Genomic DNA, 17,330 nt, shown 5'->3' on the forward strand with positions numbered 1-17,330 from the left:
CGTCACATCATTACCCGAAGCAACGAGGAATGCAACTGGTCCAGCTTCGAGAAGTCTACGAATAGCGTTGCTCGCCAACATGTTCACGTGCCGTTCGGAGGATCAGTTCACTGCGCGAGCCAGTCCACGCCAGTACGGAGCCCGCAGGTCCCGTTTGAGAACCTTCCCGACCGCACTGCGCGGCAACGACTCGACGAAACTCACCTCGACGGGGCGCTTGAACCGGGCGAGATGCGCCCGGCAGTGGTCGAGGACGTCTTGCTCGGTGAGGTCGGTGTCCTTGTCTGGCACCACGATCGCGATCGGGCTCTCACCCCAACGCTCGCTCGGCACGCCGACGACGGCGACATCTGCCACGCCCTCCATCTCGAAGAGCACTTCCTCGATCTCTCGTGGATAGATGTTCTCGCCACCCGAGATGATCATGTCCTTCACCCGGTCCGAGATGTATAGGAACCCTTCGGTATCGAGGTATCCGGCGTCACCTGTCCGGAGCCAGCCGCCGTCGAGGGTCGCGCGGGTGGCATCCTCGAGAGCCCAGTACCCGCTCATCAGCTGCGGCCCTCGCACGAGGACCTCGCCGACGGATTCGACCGGGACGTCACTGCCGTCCTGTGCCGTCACGCGCAGCGCGGTTCCGATGACGGGCCGGCCCGCCGACATGAGGATTCGCGGGTTCGATTCGAGGGCCCGATGGTGGTCCTCCGGTGCAAGAATGGTTGCTACCGCGCAGGATTCGGTCATGCCGTAGGCCTGCGCGAAGTCGCATCCGAAGAGGCTCATCGCCTTCTTGAGCACTTCCACCGCCATCGGCGCCGAGCCGTAGACCATCAGGTCGAGACCGGTGAAGTCGAGTTCCGCGGTCAGCGGGTCGGCGACCATGTCCTGGATCATGGCCGGTGCCAGGGTGAGAAGCTGGATACGTAATTCGGACATCGACCGGAGCACGCTCGCCCGGTCGAAGTCGCGGACCACGCGGATCGAGCACCCCCCGGTTGTGTAGGCGAAGATCTGCAGCGCTGCCCCGGCGTGAAACAGGGGCATGACGCACAACGTTCTTTTCCGGTTCGCATCGAGGGCGAGCTGGATCTGAAACGCGTTGGTGCACGCGGCCCGGTGGGTCACCATGGCGCCCTTCGGCTTCCCGGTGGTGCCGCTGGTGTACATCTGGTGGTAGACCGATTCGGCCGGCACGTCCCGGTCGATGCGGTCAGCCGGGTATGCGACCACGTCGTCGGCGAACCTGAGCCCGGATGGCGTGTCGTCCCGCATGACCGAGACCGTGACGCCGGGTACGACAGAGGTCAGCGCTTGCTCATAGTCCTCGTGGACAACGGCCAGTGTGCACCGCGCGTCCTCCACGATGTACTTCCACTCCTGGGGAGCCAGCCGGAAGTTGAGAGGCACTGGGACCACGCCGGCGCGTGAGGCGCCGAAGTACAGCGCGATCATTTCCAGCGAGTTCCGGTCGAGCATGCAGAACCGGTCACCGGGCTGCAGGGCGTCGGCCAGCCAGTTGCCGACCCGATGCGTCCACTCCCGCATCTCGTTCCAGGTCAGACTCCGATCGCCGTCGCTGACGTAGATCTCGTCCGGGAAGCGGTCGGCCCAGTGGTCCAGCAGTTCGTGGACACGCATTTCCACCATCCTCCCGATCAGCCGGGCAGTCCGGCGCGCAGTGCGATCGAAATCTGTTCCTGTACGTCCTGTTCCGAGAACTCGAGTACGGCTTCAACGAGGCTCTCGTCCGGGGTTCCGCCGTGGTAAGCAGCGCGAAGGGATTCGGAGACTTCTCGTCTGCGTCTGCGCAGCGTATCGACATCGGCGGCCGGAGCCGGATCGGGTGCGAGTCCGAGTTTTCCTGCCAGTTCCTGGGTGCGTTCGCACACCTGCCCCAGCCGTGCCTGGTCCCACGCGAGACGCTGCGCAAGGTTGTCGAGCTGTTCGAGCACGCCGGCGAGTTCCAGCCGGGCGGGCCCTTCGTCGAGCGCCGGAGCGACACGCCTGCCGAGTGTGTCGGTGATCGTGCCGAGCAGCTTGGTCAGGTCTGTCGAATAGACGGTCATGTCAGTTTCCCCATTCTCCGTCGCGGAGCATCTTCGTCAGCCAGCCGATGCTGTAGTAGACGCTGTGGGCCATGTTCGAATACCGCAGTTCGTCGCGGTCCCCGCGCTTGTAGACGTCGACCGCCTGCAGGCAGCCCACGGCGGTCTTGACGAGGGACTGGACCGACCACCAGGTCAGTGTCTCGGGGCTCGGCCGCCATCCGCCCGCCCGCTCGTACTCGTCGAGGAACGGCTCGAGTTCGATCAGCTTGCACAGCAGCGGAGATCGACCCCGCGAGGTGCGCTGCGCGAACCATGCGATGTCGGCGGTGGGATCGGAGAAGTGGGCGGTCTCCCAATCCAGGACGCCCGAAATCCGTCCGTCCTGTACGACGAGGTTTCCCACTCGGAAGTCGTTGTGGACCAGGCTCACCCGGCCGGACACCACATCGCTTCGGTGATCGAGCCAAGCGAAGGCGAGATCGAGAACCGGGATCGGGATGTCCGCGACCTCGCGGTACGCCCCGGCCCACTTGTCGTTCTCGATCCTGCCGGTGTCGGCACCGTCGGGCACTTCCCCGAGCACGCTCAGCCCCATGGTGCGCGGATCCACGCTGTGCAGACGCGCCATCTCCCGGGCGACCTCCCGCCCGAGCTCCGCGCGCTGGGCGGTGTCCGGGATGAGCCGCGACACGGTGTTCGGCATCGGGATGATGCCCGGGACCTTCTCCATCGCGAAGAACCCACGCTCACCGTGTGTCTCACCGCGGTGGGCGATCACCGCAGGTACCTTCATTCCGGTGCGCGCCGCGGCCTCGAGCAACGCGACTTCACGATCCACGTCGTAGTCGCCGGTGATGCCGCTGACCGGTTGCCGTTTGACGGCGAAGGTGTCGGTGCGGCGGTCGGCACCGCTCGTCCACTTCGCGGTGACCAGATAGGTCTCCCACGAATTGCCCTCTCCACGTTGGTCGATGTCGGTCAGTTGCAGGGATCCACCGGCGGACAGCGCAGCGTCCAGTGCGGCGGTCAGCGCGGCGAAGAAATCGTCGTGCTCGGTAGTTGGGGTGTCTGCCTCGGCCACGGTCGTCACGGAATGCCTCACTCGTGTGTCGGTCGTCAGAAGATGGTCGGGTTCGGGCCACCGCCGTCGACGATGAGCTGCTGCCCGGTCACATACCCGGAGTCCGGGGAGACCAGGAACGCCACCGTGCCGGCGACGTCCTCGGGCCTGCACACGCGCCCGAACGGAGCGGCGGCGTCGAGATCACCGATGTCGGTTCCACGCGAGGCGGAGACCAGGCGCTTGCCCATGTCGGTGGCGATGAGCCCCGGCGCGACAATGTTGGCGTGGATGCCGTGCCGGCGTTCCTCCCGTGCGAGGGTGCGCACGCACATCTCCATTGCGGCCTTCGCCATCGTGTACGGCGCGGAATTCGGCGGTGCGGACAGCGTCGTGTTGGACGAAATCATGACGATGTCGCCGCGTCCCACCTCCCCCGCGGCCGCCTTGCGCATATCCGGCAGCACCTGCTGGATGAGCCCGATCGGACCGAACGCGTGCACCCGCATGAGCTGCAGATAGTCGGCATACGACGTCGACGCGACATCCTGACCGCGGCTGGCCGACCCGGCGTTACTCACGACCAGGTCGACCGGACCGAGATCCGAGCGGATCGCCACCACCATGTCCGCGACGGCGGCCTCGTCGTCGATCGACGCGCAGTACGCCGCCGCACGGCCTCCCGCTGCGACGATCTGCTCGACCACCTCGTCGGCGGCCGCCGCGTCGCGCCGGTAGTTCACGGCCACGTCAGCGCCGTCACGGGCCAGCCGCAGTGCGACGGCTCGGCCGACGCCGCGCGAACCCCCCGTGACGAGCGCGGTACGTCCAGCGAGCGGGCCTGCGTTCGGTGTGCCGTTCATCGGGTCACCACAGCCCGGCCGACCAGATCCTTCATCACTTCGTTCGCTCCTCCGTAGATGCGCTGGATGCGCGCGTCGCGCCAGATCCGCGCGATCGGGTATTCCTCCATGTAGCCGTAGCCGCCGAACAACTGCAGGCAGCGGTCGACTACATCCCATTGCAGGTCGGTGGCCTTGTACTTGGCGCCCGCGGCGTCGTCCGCGGTGAGGTCGCCGCGCCCGAGTGCTTCCACGCATCCGTCGACGTAGTGCTGCAGGACCTGGATGTCGGTGTGCATCTCCGCGATCGCCATGCGGACCGACTGCAGATCCGCCAGAGGTGCACCGAAAGCCACGCGGGACCGGACATGGTCGAGTGCAAGGTCGAGCACGTGTGCGGCCGAGGCAACCCCCGACACCGCGATCGACAGTCGCTCACGCGGGAGGTTGGCGATGGCCGAGCCGAACCCGCGGCCGGGTTCACCGATGATGTTCGCGGCCGGGACCCGGCAGTCGGTGAACACCAGCTCCGCGGTGTCCTGGGCCTTACGGCCGATCTTGTGCATCGGCCGGCCGCGTTCGAATCCGGGTGTTCCGGCTTCCACGACGACGAACGACGTCCCACGTCCGTCCCGCTCCCCGGTCCGCACCAATACGATCGCCAGGTCGCAGGTCGCGCCGCTGGTGATGAACGTCTTGGTGCCGTTGACGATCAGATCGTCGCCGTCGCGGACCGCGCTGGTCCGGATCGACGCCAGATCCGAGCCGGCGCCGGGTTCGGTCATGGCAAGGGCCGTAACGCATTCGCCCCGAGTGAACTTCGGGAGCCATCGCTGTTTCTGCTCGTCGGTCGTGAGGTCGCGCAGATACGGGACGATGATGTCGTTCTGCATGCTGAAGGTGTCGCCGGCCATGCCGGACCTGACGACCTCCTCGGTCATCACGGCGTTGTAGCGGAAGTCCGAGATTCCGAGGCCGCCGTACTCCGGGTCGAATTCGAAACCGAGGAAGCCGGATTCGGCTGCCGTGGTGATGAAATCCCGGTCGACGGTCCCGGCCTGCTCCCACTTGTCGACGTTCGGCACGGCCTCCCGGTCGAGCAGCGCTCGGAACGCCGACCGGAACGCGTCGTGTTCCGGGGTGTAGAGGGATCTGCGCACGTCTCAGCCCTCCAGCAGTGACGCGGGCGGGGTGAACCGCGGCCCGTACTTGTCGGCGAGTTCCTGCGCGCGGTGGACGAAGGCCCTTGTGCCACCGGGGTATCCAGCGACGAACTGGCTGGTGCCGCCGGTCCAGGTCGGGAATCCGATACCCAACAGCGACCCGACGTTCGCATCGGCGGTCGAGCGGAGGATCCCGTCCTCGTGGCAGCGGACCGTTTCGAGCACCTCGGCGAACAGGAGACGATCGCGCAGGTCGGCCAGATCCGCGCGTTCGCCGCTGACCGGGAACCGCTCGCCCAGGCCCGGCCACAGCGCACCGCGCCGACCGTCCGGGTACTCGTAGAAGCCACCGCCGGCCACGCGGCTGGGCCGGCCCAACTCCTCGACCATCGCGGTGAGCACCGCGTCGCCCGGATGGTCGGCGAGTTCGGTGCCCTGCTGCTGCGCGACCTCGCGGAACTGGCTGCGGATCTTCAGCGGCAACGACAGGGTGAGTTCGTCGAGCAGCGCGAGAGTACCGACGGGGTAGCCGGCCTGCAGCGATGCCTGTTCGATCGACTGCGGGTCGACGCCCTCGCCGATCATCGCGGCCGCTTCCACGAGACGTTGCAGGATGACCCGGCTGGTGAAGAAGCCGCGTCCGTCGCCGACGACGATCGGGGTTTTGCGCATCTGCAGCGCGATGTCGAAGGCCTTGGCGAGGGTCGCGTCGCTGGTCTTGTCGCCGACGATGATCTCGATCAGTTCCATGCGGTCGACCGGCGAGAAGAAGTGCAGTCCGATGAAGTCCTCGGCTCGGGGCAGATCGCGCGCGAGATCGGTGATCGGCAGGGTCGAGGTGTTCGAGGCGAGCACCGCGTCGGGTGCCACCACGTCGAGGACCTCGGCGAACACCGTGCGCTTGAGGTCCGGATCCTCGAACACTGCCTCGATCACCAGATCGGCGCCGGCGAGGTCGGCGACCGATGCGGTCGGGGTGATGAGGTCCAGGATTGCGTCGGCGTCCTCTCGGGTGCGCTTGCCGGCCTCGACCTGCTTGCCCAGCACCTTGCGGGCATAGTCCTTGCCACGTTCCGCGGCTGCGGTATCGATGTCCTTGAGCGCCACGCGCATTCCCACGAGAGCACATGACAGGGCCACGCCGGCGCCCATCATGCCGGCACCGAGAACGGCGGCGAAGTTCGCGCGGTGGACAGGGAAGCCCTCCGGGCGGCTCGCGCCGGACTTGATGCTCTGCTTGTCGAAGAAGGTGCTTTGGATGATGTTCTTGGAGATCGGTCCGGTGGCCAGTTCGACGAAGTACCGGGTCTCGACTGCGGACGCGGTGTCGAAGTCGACCTGCGTGCTCTCGACGGCGGCAGCCAGGATGTTGGCGGGGGCGGGCATCGGTGCACCCTTGTGCCGGGTGCGCAGCACGGCACTGCGCAACGGCAGCACCGCCTCGATCTCGGGGGTGTATGCGGTGCCGCCGGGAATGGGTTCGCCCCGGTCCCACGGCTGGGTGGCACCCGGGTTGGCCGAGATCCATTCCGTTGCAGCCACGATCAGAGAGTCGGCGTCGGGGACGATGCGGTCGATCAGTCCGAGTTCGAGCGCGTCCTGGACGCGGTATGCGGTTCCGGGCAGCAGTACCTTGTCGAGCGCGGCGTCCAGACCGAGCAGGCGCACGGTGCGCACGACACCACCGCCGCCGGGCAGCAGACCGAGGGTGACCTCGGGAAGCCCGATCCGCAGCGCCGGAGAATCCACGGCGATGCGATGGTGGCACGCGAGCGCGATCTCGTAACCGCCGCCGAGTGCGCTGCCGCCGAGCGCGGCAACCACCGGGACACCGAGCGTCTCGAGCCGGCGCAGCATGGCCTTGGCACTGTCGGCGAATACGGTGAGTTCGCCGGCCCGCTCAGGCGTCGTCGCGAGCAGGTCACCGAGATCGCCGCCGGCGAAGAACGTCTTCTTCGCGGAGGTGAGGATCACGCCGGTCAGGTCGGATCCGAGGGTCGCGAGCCGGTCGAGGGCCGCGGACAGGGACGCGGACCACGCCGCGGTCATCGTGTTGACCGACTGTGTGGGGTCGTCGAAGGTCAGGACGACGACACCGGATTCGGTCTGTTCCCAGGTGATGGTCTCGGTGGTGGTGTCTGTGGTGGTCACGGCGCTGGCCTCGCTCATGGTGCGGTCACGATTCTCTCGGTGCGATGTCTGTCGGGGGGAAATGTCGGTCACGTGCACTCACACCCGCTCGACGATCGTCGCGATGCCCATGCCGCCGCCGACGCACAGCGTCACCAGTCCGCGGCGCAGATCACGACGCTCGAGTTCGTCGACCATCGTCGAGATGAGCATCGCGCCGGTCGCGCCGAGCGGATGCCCCATGGCGATCGCGCCCCCGTTGACGTTGACCTTCTCGTGCGGAAGATCGAGGTCTCGCATGAAGCGCAGGGCGACCGAGGAGAAGGCCTCGTTGATCTCGAACAGGTCGATGTCGTCGACGCTCAGTCCGGCGACCTCGAGGGCCTTGCGGCTGGCGGGAGCCGGGCCGGTCAGCATGATCGTCGGGTCGGAGCCGCTCACCGCGCCCGCGACGATGCGGGCGCGCGGTGTCAGGCCGAGTTCGGTGCCGACCTGTTCGTTTCCGAGTGCGACGAGCGACGCGCCGTCGACGATGCCCGACGAGTTACCGCCGGTGTGCACGTGCTCGATCCGCTCGACCCAGTGGTACTTCTGCAACGCCACCGCGTCGAAGCCGGCTGCACCGAGCCCCGCGAACGCGGGCTTGATCCGGCCGAGCGACTCGACGGTCGTGCCCCGGCGGATGTGCTCGTCGTGGTCGAGGATGGTCTGCCCGTTCCGGTCGAGCACCGGCACGATCGAGCGCGCGAATCGGCCCTCGTCCCAGGCGGTTGCGGCGCGGCGCTGCGATTCGACGGCGAACCCGTCGACGTCCTCACGGGTGAAACCCGCGAGGGTCGCGATGAGGTCGGCGCCGATGCCCTGTGGAACGAACCCGGTGGTCAGATTGGTCTCCGGATCGTTGGCCCACGCGCCGCCGTCCGATCCCATCGGAACACGGGACATGCTTTCGACGCCGCCGGCGAGGACCAGCGACTCCCACCCCGATGCGACCTTCTGTGACGCGGTGTTGACGGCCTCGAGACCGGACGCGCAGAATCGGTTCATCTGCACCCCGGCCACGGTCTCGGGCAGGCCCGCGGCGATCGCCGCGGTACGCGCGATGTCGGCTCCCTGATCACGCAACGGTCCGACCACGCCGAGGATCAGATCGTCCACGCGCTTGGGGTCGAGGCCCGGGTTGCGGTCCTGAAGCGCCTCCAGCAAGCCGACGACGAGGGAGATCGGCTTGACGCCGTGCAGGGCTCCGCCTCGTCCACGACCTCGCGGGGTGCGGAAGGCGTCGTACACGTACACGTCATGGGGCATTTCGAATCCTGTTCTCGAGGTGGTGCGCGGTCGCGCCGGAAGAAGTCCGGACGTCAGGCGCGCGATGCTGCGGCGTCCGCGGTCGTCCAGTACGCGTCGCGGAGCGGTTTTTTGTAGAGCTTGCCGGTGGGCAGCCGGGGCATTTCGTCGGTGAAGTCGAAGGATTTGGGGCACTTGAACTTCGCGAGATTCGCCCGGCAGAACTCACTCAGCTCGGCCGCCAGGTCGGAATCGGCCTGCGCCGGGTCGACGGCCTGGATTACGGCCTTGACGGCCTCGCCGAAGTCCTCGTCCGGGACGCCGAAGACGGCGGCGTCCATGACTTTCGGGTGGGTGACGAGCAGATTTTCGATCTCCTGGGGATAGATGTTCACTCCACCGGAGATGATGACGAACGCCTGGCGGTCGGTGAGGTAGAGGAATCCGTCCTCGTCGAGGTAGCCGATGTCGCCGATCCTGGACATCGTGCCGGTGGGGTCCTTGGCCTCGGCCGTCTTGCCGGGGTCGTTGAAATATTCGAAACCGCTGCCCTCGCCGCGGAACCAGATGTTGCCGGCGACGCCGGGGGGGCACTCGTTGCCCTCGTCGTCGAGGATCACCGGTTCGCCCATGAACGGTCTGCCGACGGTTCCCTTGTGCGCCAGCCATTCTTCGGGGGTGCATCCGCACATGCCGTTGGCCTCGGTGCCGCCGTAGTACTCGTAGATCACCGGGCCCCACCAGTCGAGCATGGCCTCTTTCACCGCGACCGGGCAGGGGGCCGCTCCGTGCACCACGACTTCGAGCGACGAGATGTCGTGGTTGCGCTTGTCCTCGGGCAGCTTGAGCATCCGGGAGAACATCGTCGGTACGACCATCGAGTGTGTGATGCGGTGCTGCTCGACGAGTTCGAGGTACTGCTCGGCGTCGAACTTCTCCATCACCACGATCGTCGCTCCCAGGCGCAGGCCGATCGCGACCGTCGACTGCGGACCCGAGTGGTACAGCGGGGCCGGCGAGAGGAACCGCATCCCCTCACGCAGATGGAACAGCTTGCGGCCGAAATCCTCGATCGCCAGGATTTCGCCAGGATGCGCGTCGGGCAGAGCGCGTTTGATCGCCTTGGGGCGACCTGTCGTTCCGGAGGAGTAGAACATCGGCGTGCCGAGCCGCTCGTGCTCGCCGGGTTCCGTCACGAAACCGGCGACGGCGGCACTGTAGGACTCGTACGGTCCCGTCAGAGCAGTCGAGCCCGGATCGGCGTCGGCCATGAGCCAGCGGGTCACCTTCGGGCACAGCTCGGGAAAACCCTGGGCGACCGGCGCTTTTGCTGCTGTCGTGATGACCAGCCGGGACTGCGAGTCGTCGATGATGTACGCGGCCTCGGACGCCGACAGGAACGAGTTGACCGGGGTGTAGAACAGCCCCGAGCGCTCTGCTGCGGACATCGCCACGATCATCTCCATGTTGTTCTCCATGAACAACGCGATGTGATCGCCCGGACCGAGCCCCTCGGAGCGAAACAGCGCGGCCAGACGATTGGCGCGTGCGTCGAGGTCTGCGTAGGTCAGAACCTCACGGCGGGGGGCCATGATGATCGCCGGTCGGTCGGGATGTTCGGTGGCATAGCGCCCGGGGTACATGGCGGACTCCTGTCGGACGGTCGTTTGGGACGAGGTGGCGCAGTGTGTTCAGGGGCGGATGGGACGCAGGAACTCCGCGACCGCCCAGCCGCCGTGACCACCGGCCAGGTCGACGGTCATCTGAGCCATCCGGACGGCGCGGTCCTCGGTTCGCTGGGTGACCGGTACGAAATGCCGGATGGCCCCGTCGACGACGATCGTCGGTAGTCCTTCTGCGGTGATGATGCCGACATGGCGTCCGTTGTAGGTGGATTCGCCCGCGTAGTCGGTGTGCACCGTGTAGTCGGTGATCGGGTGCGCCACGCCGTCGGTCGTGAGTACCGCGCCGGCGGACACCCGGATCCCGGACTTCTCGTATTCACCGTACGCACTGAACGCGGTGCCGTCGGCAAGCCATCCGGCCAGCCACTCACCGGTGTACGACGCCCACTCCCGCGGACCCCACGAGTGGTCGCGGAACGAGGTGACCTTGTCGAGCACCCAGGTGCGGTTGCCGACCCGGATGGTGCCTGAAAGGTGTCCGAACTGTTCGTAGTGGTCGCTGGCGATGACGGAACTTCCCGGTGTGCAGTCGCCGTCACCGTCGCTGTTGATGACGAACATCGGGCTCGACGCCTCGTAGGACAGCGAGATCTCGCATTCCTCCGACGGCGCATTCTTGAGCGCGATGCGGCCGTTCTCCGCCATCAACGACGGATGTACCACGCGTGCAACGGTATCGCGGTAGGTAATCTCCGCGGTCCGTGTGGGTTCCTTGATCGTGATCTCCAGACCCTGACCGGAGAAGCCGTCGTTCGTCTCACACGGGGTCCGCCCCGCCCGGAACGCGATGGCTCCGCCGGGCAGGGTCAGCTGCACCGAAGTCTCGCTGTACCCGAGATTCGGTCGGTTGCCGATCCGGACGAGTCCACCGAGCTGCGAGATGGGGTCGACGAAGTTGAAGTAGACGCTCTCGTTGAAATTGGGAATGTCGGCGAAATCGTGCGTACCCTCCGCATCGGCGCCGTACTTGCACACGGTGAACGGTTCGGTCGTCATAGCACTCCTCAGGTCGATCAGCTTCGAGTTCAGAATTTTTCGGCCGGTGACGGATCCAGCGGCGGGAAGACCGCCGGTCGACGTTCGAGGAACGACAGGATCCCTTCCCGCGCGTCTTCCGAGTCGACTCGGCCGGCGTAGGTCCGGGATTCGTCCGCCGCCGCCGGACCCGGATGTGCGTGCTGCCAACCCGAGGCCAGGAGCCGCTTGGACAGGGCCACCGAGGTCGGAGACGTCTCGTGGACGAACTGGTCCGCGTACGCCCGGGCCGCCGACATCACCTGATCCGCGGGCACCACCCGGGTGAGATACCCCGCCTCGTACCCCTCGGCGGCGTCGAAAACCCGGCCGGTCAGAATCCAGTCGGTCGCGCGCCCGACCCCGACGAGTCGAGGCAGGAACCACGACGACGCGCCCTCGGGGACCACTCCCCGACGAGTGAAAACAAATCCGAATCGGGCGTCCTCACTGGCGATACGAACATCCATCGCCGCGGCGATCGTCGCGCCACCCCCGATCGCATGCCCGTTGAGCGCCGCGATCACAGGTTTCTGCATCGCGAAGAGCCGTTCACTGATTCGTCCCGCGGGTTCGCGGTAACCGGTGGGAGTGTGCCCGTCGGTGTCCTCGACCAGCGCCCGGGACAGAGTTTCCGGACCGTCCAGGGCCGCACCGACGGAGAACGCGTCGCCGGCGCCGGTGACGATCACAGCGCGCACCTGGGGGTCGCGGTCGGCGCGATCGAGGATGCGCAGCAGGTCGACCAGCATCCGCACGCGCATCCCGTTGCGGCGCTCGGGGGCATCGAGCGTTAGAACGGCCACGCCGTCGGACACCTCGTAGCGCACGTCCTCGTAGTCGACCCCGGCTTCGCCCTCATGCACGGACATGTCCGTCACAGCCCTCCGCCGCAGACCAGGACCTGGCCGGTGATGTAGCTCGATTCGGGGCTGCACAGCAGGTAAACGGCGCCGGCGGCTTCTTCGACCGTGCCGGCCCGGCCGAGTGCGATCTGCTTGGTGGCCGCGTCCATCACGGCGGGATCGACCCCGACCTTGATGTCGCGGTCCTCGACCTTGATGGTCTTCGCTTCGGTGGTCACCGACGTCAGCCGGGTGTTGATCACGCCGTACGCGACCGCGTTGGAGGTGACGTTGTAGCGCCCCCACTCCTTGGCGATCGTCTTCGTCAGGCCGACCATGCCGGCCTTCGCCGACGAGTAGTTCGCCTGGCCTGGGTTGCCCAGCAGACCCGAGGTGGAGGAAATGTTCACGACCTTCCGGCACGGCACGAAGCCGGCCTCGCGCTTGACTGCGGCGCTGATGACCGGCTGGGCGGCGCGCAGGATCCGGAACGGGGCGGTGAGATGCACGTCGACGATGTCCGCCCACTGCTGGTCGGTCATCTTCTGGATCACGTTGTCCCAGGTGTAGCCGGCGTTGTTGACGATGATGTCGATCCCGCCGAAATTGTCCACTGCAGCAGAGACGAAGCGATCGGCGAAGGCAGGGTCGGTGACGCTACCGACGCACGCGACGGCCTGGCCACCGAGAGCCTCGATCTCGGCAACCACTTCCTTGGCAGGTTCGGCATCGAGATCGTTGACCACGACCCGGGCACCCTCGGATGCCAGCTTCACGGCGACGGCACGCCCGATACCGCGACCCGATCCGGAGACCAGTGCCACTTTGCCCTGCAGTTTCTGGACGCTCACGTGCTTCCTCCTGAGATGTTTGCGTCGAGCGCTCGGCCGCCGGTCGCGGCGGCGTCGTTACGCCGAAAATCGTGTTGTGACCCCAGCCACTGGGGTGAATACTAACTTCACCCCATCTTCGCGTCAATAGGGACTTTCAACTGGTATTTTAGGGTGATTGTTAGTCGTGAATATGTATAGTCGTTGGGAGCTGGACCCACGAAACCACTTCGAACGAAAGGCAGGCCCCATGAGGAACGTCTGCATCAGCGGCGTCGGAATGATGCCGTTCACCAAACCCGGCAGAAGCGAGACGTACGACCGGATGGGTGCCGCGGCAGCAGCAGCGGCGCTGAAGGACGCCGGTCTCGAATACACCGACGTACAGCAAGCTTTCGTCGGTTACGTGTACGGCGACTCGACGTCGGGTCAGAATGCTCTCTACGAGATCGGAATGACCGGCATCCCGGTCGTCAACGTCAACAACAACTGTTCGACGGGATCGAGCGCCCTGTGGCTCGCACGCCAGGCGGTAGCCTCGGGGTCGGCGGAATGTGTTCTTGCTCTGGGCTTCGAGCAGATGCAGCCCGGCGCTCTCGTCAACGCCTACGGTGATCGTCCGAGCCCCACCGCACGCGGGGAGAACGTCGCCGCGTCGATGCCCGGCGGCGACGAGAACGCCCCGATGGCCGCGAAGCTCTTCGGCGGCGCTGGACTCGAGTACATGGTGCGCTACGGCGTATCCGCCGAGGTGTTCGGACGTGTGTCGGTGAAGGCGCGGTCGCACGCGGCCCAGAACCCACTTGCGGTGTTCCGCGATCCGATCGACCTCGACGCCGTGATGTCCTCGAAGCAGATCTGGGGACCGCTCACGCTCCTGATGTGCTGCCCGCCGACCAACGGTGCGGCCGCCGCCATCGTGTGCAGCGAAGAGTTCGCCCGCGCCCACGGGCTGGACGCGAGCATTCGCGTTCGTGCCCAGTCGATGGTCACCGACGTGGCCGGCACCTTCGATACCACCGACATGATGAAGGTGGCCGGCTACGACATGACAGCCAAAGCCGCGGCCGAAGTCTATGAAAAGTCCGGCGTGGATCCGCTGGACATCCCGGTCGTCGAACTGCACGACTGCTTCAGCACCAATGAAGTGATCACGTACGAGGGTCTCGGCCTGACCCCCGAGGGAACCGCGGAGAAGTTCGTGCTCGACGGTGACAACACCTACGGTGGGCGGGTCGTGACGAACCCCTCCGGCGGTCTTCTCTCCAAGGGCCATCCCCTCGGCGCCACCGGGCTGGCACAATGCGCCGAACTGGTGTGGCACCTGCGCGGGCAGGCCGGTGAGCGGCAGGTCGAAGGGGCACGAATCGCGTTGCAGCACAACCTCGGTCTCGGCGGCGCGTGCGTCGTCACCATGTACGAGAAGGTGGACTGATGTCACTCGACCACGCAATCCTCGATGTCACGGTTCCTCCGATCGTCACCGACGTCGAACGGGGCCGGATCCGGCAATTCGCCATCGCAATCGGCGAGGAGAACCCGATCTACCGCGATCGTGATGCCGCCGTCGCCGCCGGCCACCCGGACGTACTCGCACCCCCCACCTTCCTGTTCGGCCTCGAACTGGAGAACTCGAACGTCTTCGCTGATCTCGCGGCCCACGGAGTGGATCTCGGCAACGTCCTGCACGGCGAGCAGCAGTTCCGCTACTTCGCCGACGTCCACGCCGGCGACCGGGTCACCTTCGAATCCGCATATGTCGACGCCTACTCCAAGGCGAGCGGCGCCCTCGACTTCCTCGTGCGTCGCAGCACCGTGACCCGCGACGGCACCGTCGTGGCAGAACTCGAGAGCGTCAGCGTCATCAAGAATCCCGGGGGTAAGAAATGACCTCGTCCACACCCACCACGGACGTCGTAGCCGAGTTGCGACCCGGTGCCATCTCGCGCACGACCCTGGCGTTGTTCGCCGGCGCCTCCGGCGACCACAACCCGATCCACATCGACATCGACTCGGCGAAAGCCTCCGGCATGGAGGACGTCTTCGCACACGGCATGTTGTCGATGGCTTATCTGGGACGCTTGCTCACCGACTGGATACCGCAGAGCCGAATCCGGGAACTGTCGACGCGTTTCACCGCCATCACCCCGGTCCACGCCGAGCCCGTGCTGACCGCAGCAATCAGAGAAATTGTCACGGTCGACGGCGAGCAGCGTGCCCACCTGGACCTGAACGTGGTGCTCGCCGACGGAACCCGAACCCTGACGGGCACCGCGGTGGTGGCGTGGTCGGATCCTGGTGAGCTCGCAAATGCGACACTGGTTCCATGATCGAGCCGAGCGGGAAGAACTGAGATGTCACGATCGACAGCGGCACATACCTACGTCGAAGAGAAGGCAACGCCGTCATCTGCACGTGGGAGCGCTCGCACCGAGCAGATTGCGCGGGCCGCCGCGAACCTCTTTCAGGAATTGGGATACCAGAACGTCAGCATCGATCAGATCGGCGCCGCCGTCGGCCTGACAGGCCCCGCCGTCTACCGGCACTTCAAAGGCAAGCATGGCATTCTCGTGCATGCTCTGATGAGCCAAGTTCGGCTCGTGGACGAGCTCAACGCCCGCGCAGACCAGAAAGGCTCGACCGCGCAGGAACAGCTCGACCTGTTCCTCGAAGGACTCGCAGATCTCACCGCAAACGGTGACGAGGCGACGTTGTGGCGGCGTGAGCAACGGCATCTCGAACCCGCCGAACGCGAGCAGTTCCGTGGCCACTTCGCTGCTAATCAACACCGAATTGCCGCCAAGATCAGGGCGGCGAACCCCGCGATCGACGCACACAAGGCCGAATTGCTCGGCTTCGCGGTCCTGGCGGTGTACTCGAACACTCCCGACATCCGTGGCAATCTGTCGGCGGAACGGTTAATGGAGATCCAATCGGCGCTGGCCAAGTCGATCCTCGGCTGCAACCTGCCCGCCCCCGATCCCGACGCCGGTTCGGCGCCGCGTCCCGTTCCCCGGCAGCCCGCAGGGCGCCGCGAACGGATCATCGATGCCTCGGCGAAGTTGTTCGACGAGCGCGGGTTCTACGACGTGCGGATCGACGACATCGCCAAGGCGTCCGAGATGTCGGTAGCGACGTTGTATCAGCACGTGACCGGTAAGGCTCAGGTGCTCCGCGCAGTGCTGGAGCGGGGCGCGGAAGGTCTCCTCTACGTGACCGCCGACGCGCTCGCGCTCGCTACCACCCCGGACGAGGTACTCGACGCCTTGATTCGCACCTACGTCCGTCAGGCGCTCGGTATCCACGGACGGATCATGCACATCCTCTCTACCGACCTGCTGTACCTGTCCGACGAGGAACAATCCGCACTCCGCGAGACCCAGCGCGAATACGTCGCCGAATGGATCGCTGCCATCTGCGCACTCTCCGACGAGCTGGCCACCTCCGACGCACGCGCACTCGCGCAGGCCGTCATCGGTGTCGTGACCGACGTGGCGCAAACACCCCAGCTCCGGGAACGCCCGGGACTCGCCGGGGAACTGACAGTCCTCGCGCGGGCAATGGCGCTGCCGCCGAGCCTCGTTCCGAAATAGCCACCCCCGAACCCTGAGAAGGGCACAAATCTCATGTCCGAAATTGAACCGCGCAGCGCGGTCGTGGTAGGCGGTGCCTCCGGCATCGGTGCTGCCATCGCACGAGCGCTCGCCGCCGACGGAGCAACCGTCACTGTGGCCGACCGAAACGTCGACCAGGCCAAAGAACTCGCCGCCGAACTCGGTCCCACCCACCACGCGGCGCAGGTCGACGTCACCGACGAAAACTCGATCCTCAGATTGTTCGAATCGGTACGCGCAGCACGCGGCCGAGTAGATATCGCCGTGAACAGCGCGGGCATCAGCGTCGCCGGATCCATCACTGATCTTCCCGTCGACAAGTTCCGTCTCGTCGTCGACGTCTGTCTCACCGGGGCATTCCTGGTAATCAAGCACGCAGCCCGAGCGATGGACGACGGCGGGGTGATCATCTCCCTGTCCTCACTCAACGCACGGCAACCCGGCACCGGGATGAGCGCGTACTGCTCGGCCAAGGCGGGGCTCGCGATGCTGACCGAGGTCGCCGCGCTCGAGCTGGCCCCCCAGGGGATCCGCGTCAACGCGATCGCGCCGGGCATCGTCATGACTCCGCTGACCACGCCGTCGATGTCCGTCCCCGGTCTCGAGGACGACTACCTAGCCAACACGCCGCTCGGCAGATCAGGGACCCCCGAGGAGATCGCCGACGCGGCCATCTACATGACCCACGCGTCATGGCTCACCGGTGAGAGCCTCGATCTGAACGGCGGGGCACACCTGGTGAAATACCCCGACCTGTTGACGCATTTCCGCCGAGCCACCGCCTGACACCACCCGGTGGCACGCGATCTCAC

General features: G+C 66.2%; 16 protein-coding genes. 5 read left to right on the forward strand and 11 right to left on the reverse strand.

The annotated features are described in order from the left end of the window. Positions 1-102 precede the first annotated feature (102 nt). From CJ177_RS42500 to CJ177_RS42550, 11 genes are all read right to left on the reverse strand, one after another. Complete coding sequence (locus CJ177_RS42500; protein WP_179443424.1) at positions 103-1,638, reverse strand: long-chain-fatty-acid--CoA ligase; 1,536 nt, start codon at positions 1,636-1,638, stop codon at positions 103-105. A 17-nt stretch (positions 1,639-1,655) separates the two neighbouring features. Beyond that, positions 1,656-2,066: a hypothetical protein gene (locus tag CJ177_RS42505; RefSeq protein ID WP_095870622.1), complete on the reverse strand. Its 411-nt coding sequence runs from the start codon at positions 2,064-2,066 to the stop codon at positions 1,656-1,658. Between the two features lies 1 nt (position 2,067). Then, on the reverse strand, positions 2,068-3,138 hold the full coding sequence (locus CJ177_RS42510; RefSeq protein ID WP_095870623.1) for a phosphotransferase family protein: 1,071 nt from the start codon (positions 3,136-3,138) through the stop codon (positions 2,068-2,070). A gap of 26 nt (positions 3,139-3,164) precedes the next feature. Beyond that, positions 3,165-3,971 (reverse strand): SDR family NAD(P)-dependent oxidoreductase, encoded by an 807-nt coding sequence (locus tag CJ177_RS42515; RefSeq protein ID WP_095870624.1) that lies wholly within the window; start codon positions 3,969-3,971, stop codon positions 3,165-3,167. After that, positions 3,968-5,110: an acyl-CoA dehydrogenase family protein gene (locus CJ177_RS42520; protein ID WP_095870625.1), complete on the reverse strand. Its 1,143-nt coding sequence runs from the start codon at positions 5,108-5,110 to the stop codon at positions 3,968-3,970. The genes CJ177_RS42515 and CJ177_RS42520 overlap by 4 nt, the downstream gene beginning before the upstream one ends. A 3-nt stretch (positions 5,111-5,113) precedes the next feature. Further along, positions 5,114-7,264, reverse strand: a complete 2,151-nt coding sequence (locus CJ177_RS42525; protein WP_241031784.1) for a 3-hydroxyacyl-CoA dehydrogenase NAD-binding domain-containing protein — start codon at positions 7,262-7,264, stop codon at positions 5,114-5,116. Positions 7,265-7,342: 78 nt separating this feature from the next. Beyond that, complete coding sequence (locus CJ177_RS42530; protein ID WP_095870626.1) at positions 7,343-8,551, reverse strand: acetyl-CoA C-acetyltransferase; 1,209 nt, start codon at positions 8,549-8,551, stop codon at positions 7,343-7,345. 53 nt (positions 8,552-8,604) lie between these two features. Continuing rightward, positions 8,605-10,173, reverse strand: coding sequence for an AMP-binding protein (locus CJ177_RS42535; RefSeq protein WP_095870627.1), 1,569 nt, complete (start codon positions 10,171-10,173; stop codon positions 8,605-8,607). A gap of 48 nt (positions 10,174-10,221) precedes the next feature. Further along, positions 10,222-11,211, reverse strand: a complete 990-nt coding sequence (locus tag CJ177_RS42540) for a hypothetical protein (RefSeq protein ID WP_095870628.1) — start codon at positions 11,209-11,211, stop codon at positions 10,222-10,224. Positions 11,212-11,240: 29 nt separating this feature from the next. Continuing rightward, positions 11,241-12,101, reverse strand: coding sequence for an enoyl-CoA hydratase-related protein (locus CJ177_RS42545; RefSeq protein ID WP_095870711.1), 861 nt, complete (start codon positions 12,099-12,101; stop codon positions 11,241-11,243). Positions 12,102-12,106: 5 nt separating this feature from the next. Next, the gene (locus CJ177_RS42550; RefSeq protein WP_095870629.1) at positions 12,107-12,925 is read right to left on the reverse strand and encodes an SDR family NAD(P)-dependent oxidoreductase; all 819 of its coding nucleotides are present in this window, start codon (positions 12,923-12,925) and stop codon (positions 12,107-12,109) included. A 229-nt stretch (positions 12,926-13,154) separates the two neighbouring features. Here CJ177_RS42550 and CJ177_RS42555 point away from each other — a divergent pair, with 229 nt between their 5' ends. Genes CJ177_RS42555 through CJ177_RS42575 form a run of 5 tightly spaced genes read left to right on the forward strand, consistent with a single transcriptional unit; the run spans position 13,155 to position 17,304 of the window. Further along, positions 13,155-14,339: a lipid-transfer protein gene (locus CJ177_RS42555; protein WP_095870630.1), complete on the forward strand. Its 1,185-nt coding sequence runs from the start codon at positions 13,155-13,157 to the stop codon at positions 14,337-14,339. Then, positions 14,339-14,794: a MaoC family dehydratase N-terminal domain-containing protein gene (locus CJ177_RS42560; protein ID WP_095870631.1), complete on the forward strand. Its 456-nt coding sequence runs from the start codon at positions 14,339-14,341 to the stop codon at positions 14,792-14,794. Before CJ177_RS42555 ends, CJ177_RS42560 begins: the two co-directional genes overlap by 1 nt. Then, complete coding sequence (locus tag CJ177_RS42565; RefSeq protein WP_095870632.1) at positions 14,791-15,234, forward strand: MaoC/PaaZ C-terminal domain-containing protein; 444 nt, start codon at positions 14,791-14,793, stop codon at positions 15,232-15,234. The genes CJ177_RS42560 and CJ177_RS42565 overlap by 4 nt, the downstream gene beginning before the upstream one ends. 24 nt (positions 15,235-15,258) lie before the next feature. Then, positions 15,259-16,497: a TetR/AcrR family transcriptional regulator gene (locus CJ177_RS42570; protein ID WP_095870633.1), complete on the forward strand. Its 1,239-nt coding sequence runs from the start codon at positions 15,259-15,261 to the stop codon at positions 16,495-16,497. Between the two features lie 33 nt (positions 16,498-16,530). Continuing rightward, a complete protein-coding gene (locus tag CJ177_RS42575) occupies positions 16,531-17,304 on the forward strand; it encodes an SDR family NAD(P)-dependent oxidoreductase (protein ID WP_095870634.1) in 774 nt (257 codons plus the stop codon). The last annotated feature ends 26 nt before the right edge of the window (positions 17,305-17,330 follow it).

The organism is Rhodococcus sp. ACPA1 (assembly GCF_002300195.1).
Classification (GTDB): Bacteria; Actinomycetota; Actinomycetes; order Mycobacteriales; family Mycobacteriaceae; genus Rhodococcus_F; species Rhodococcus_F opacus.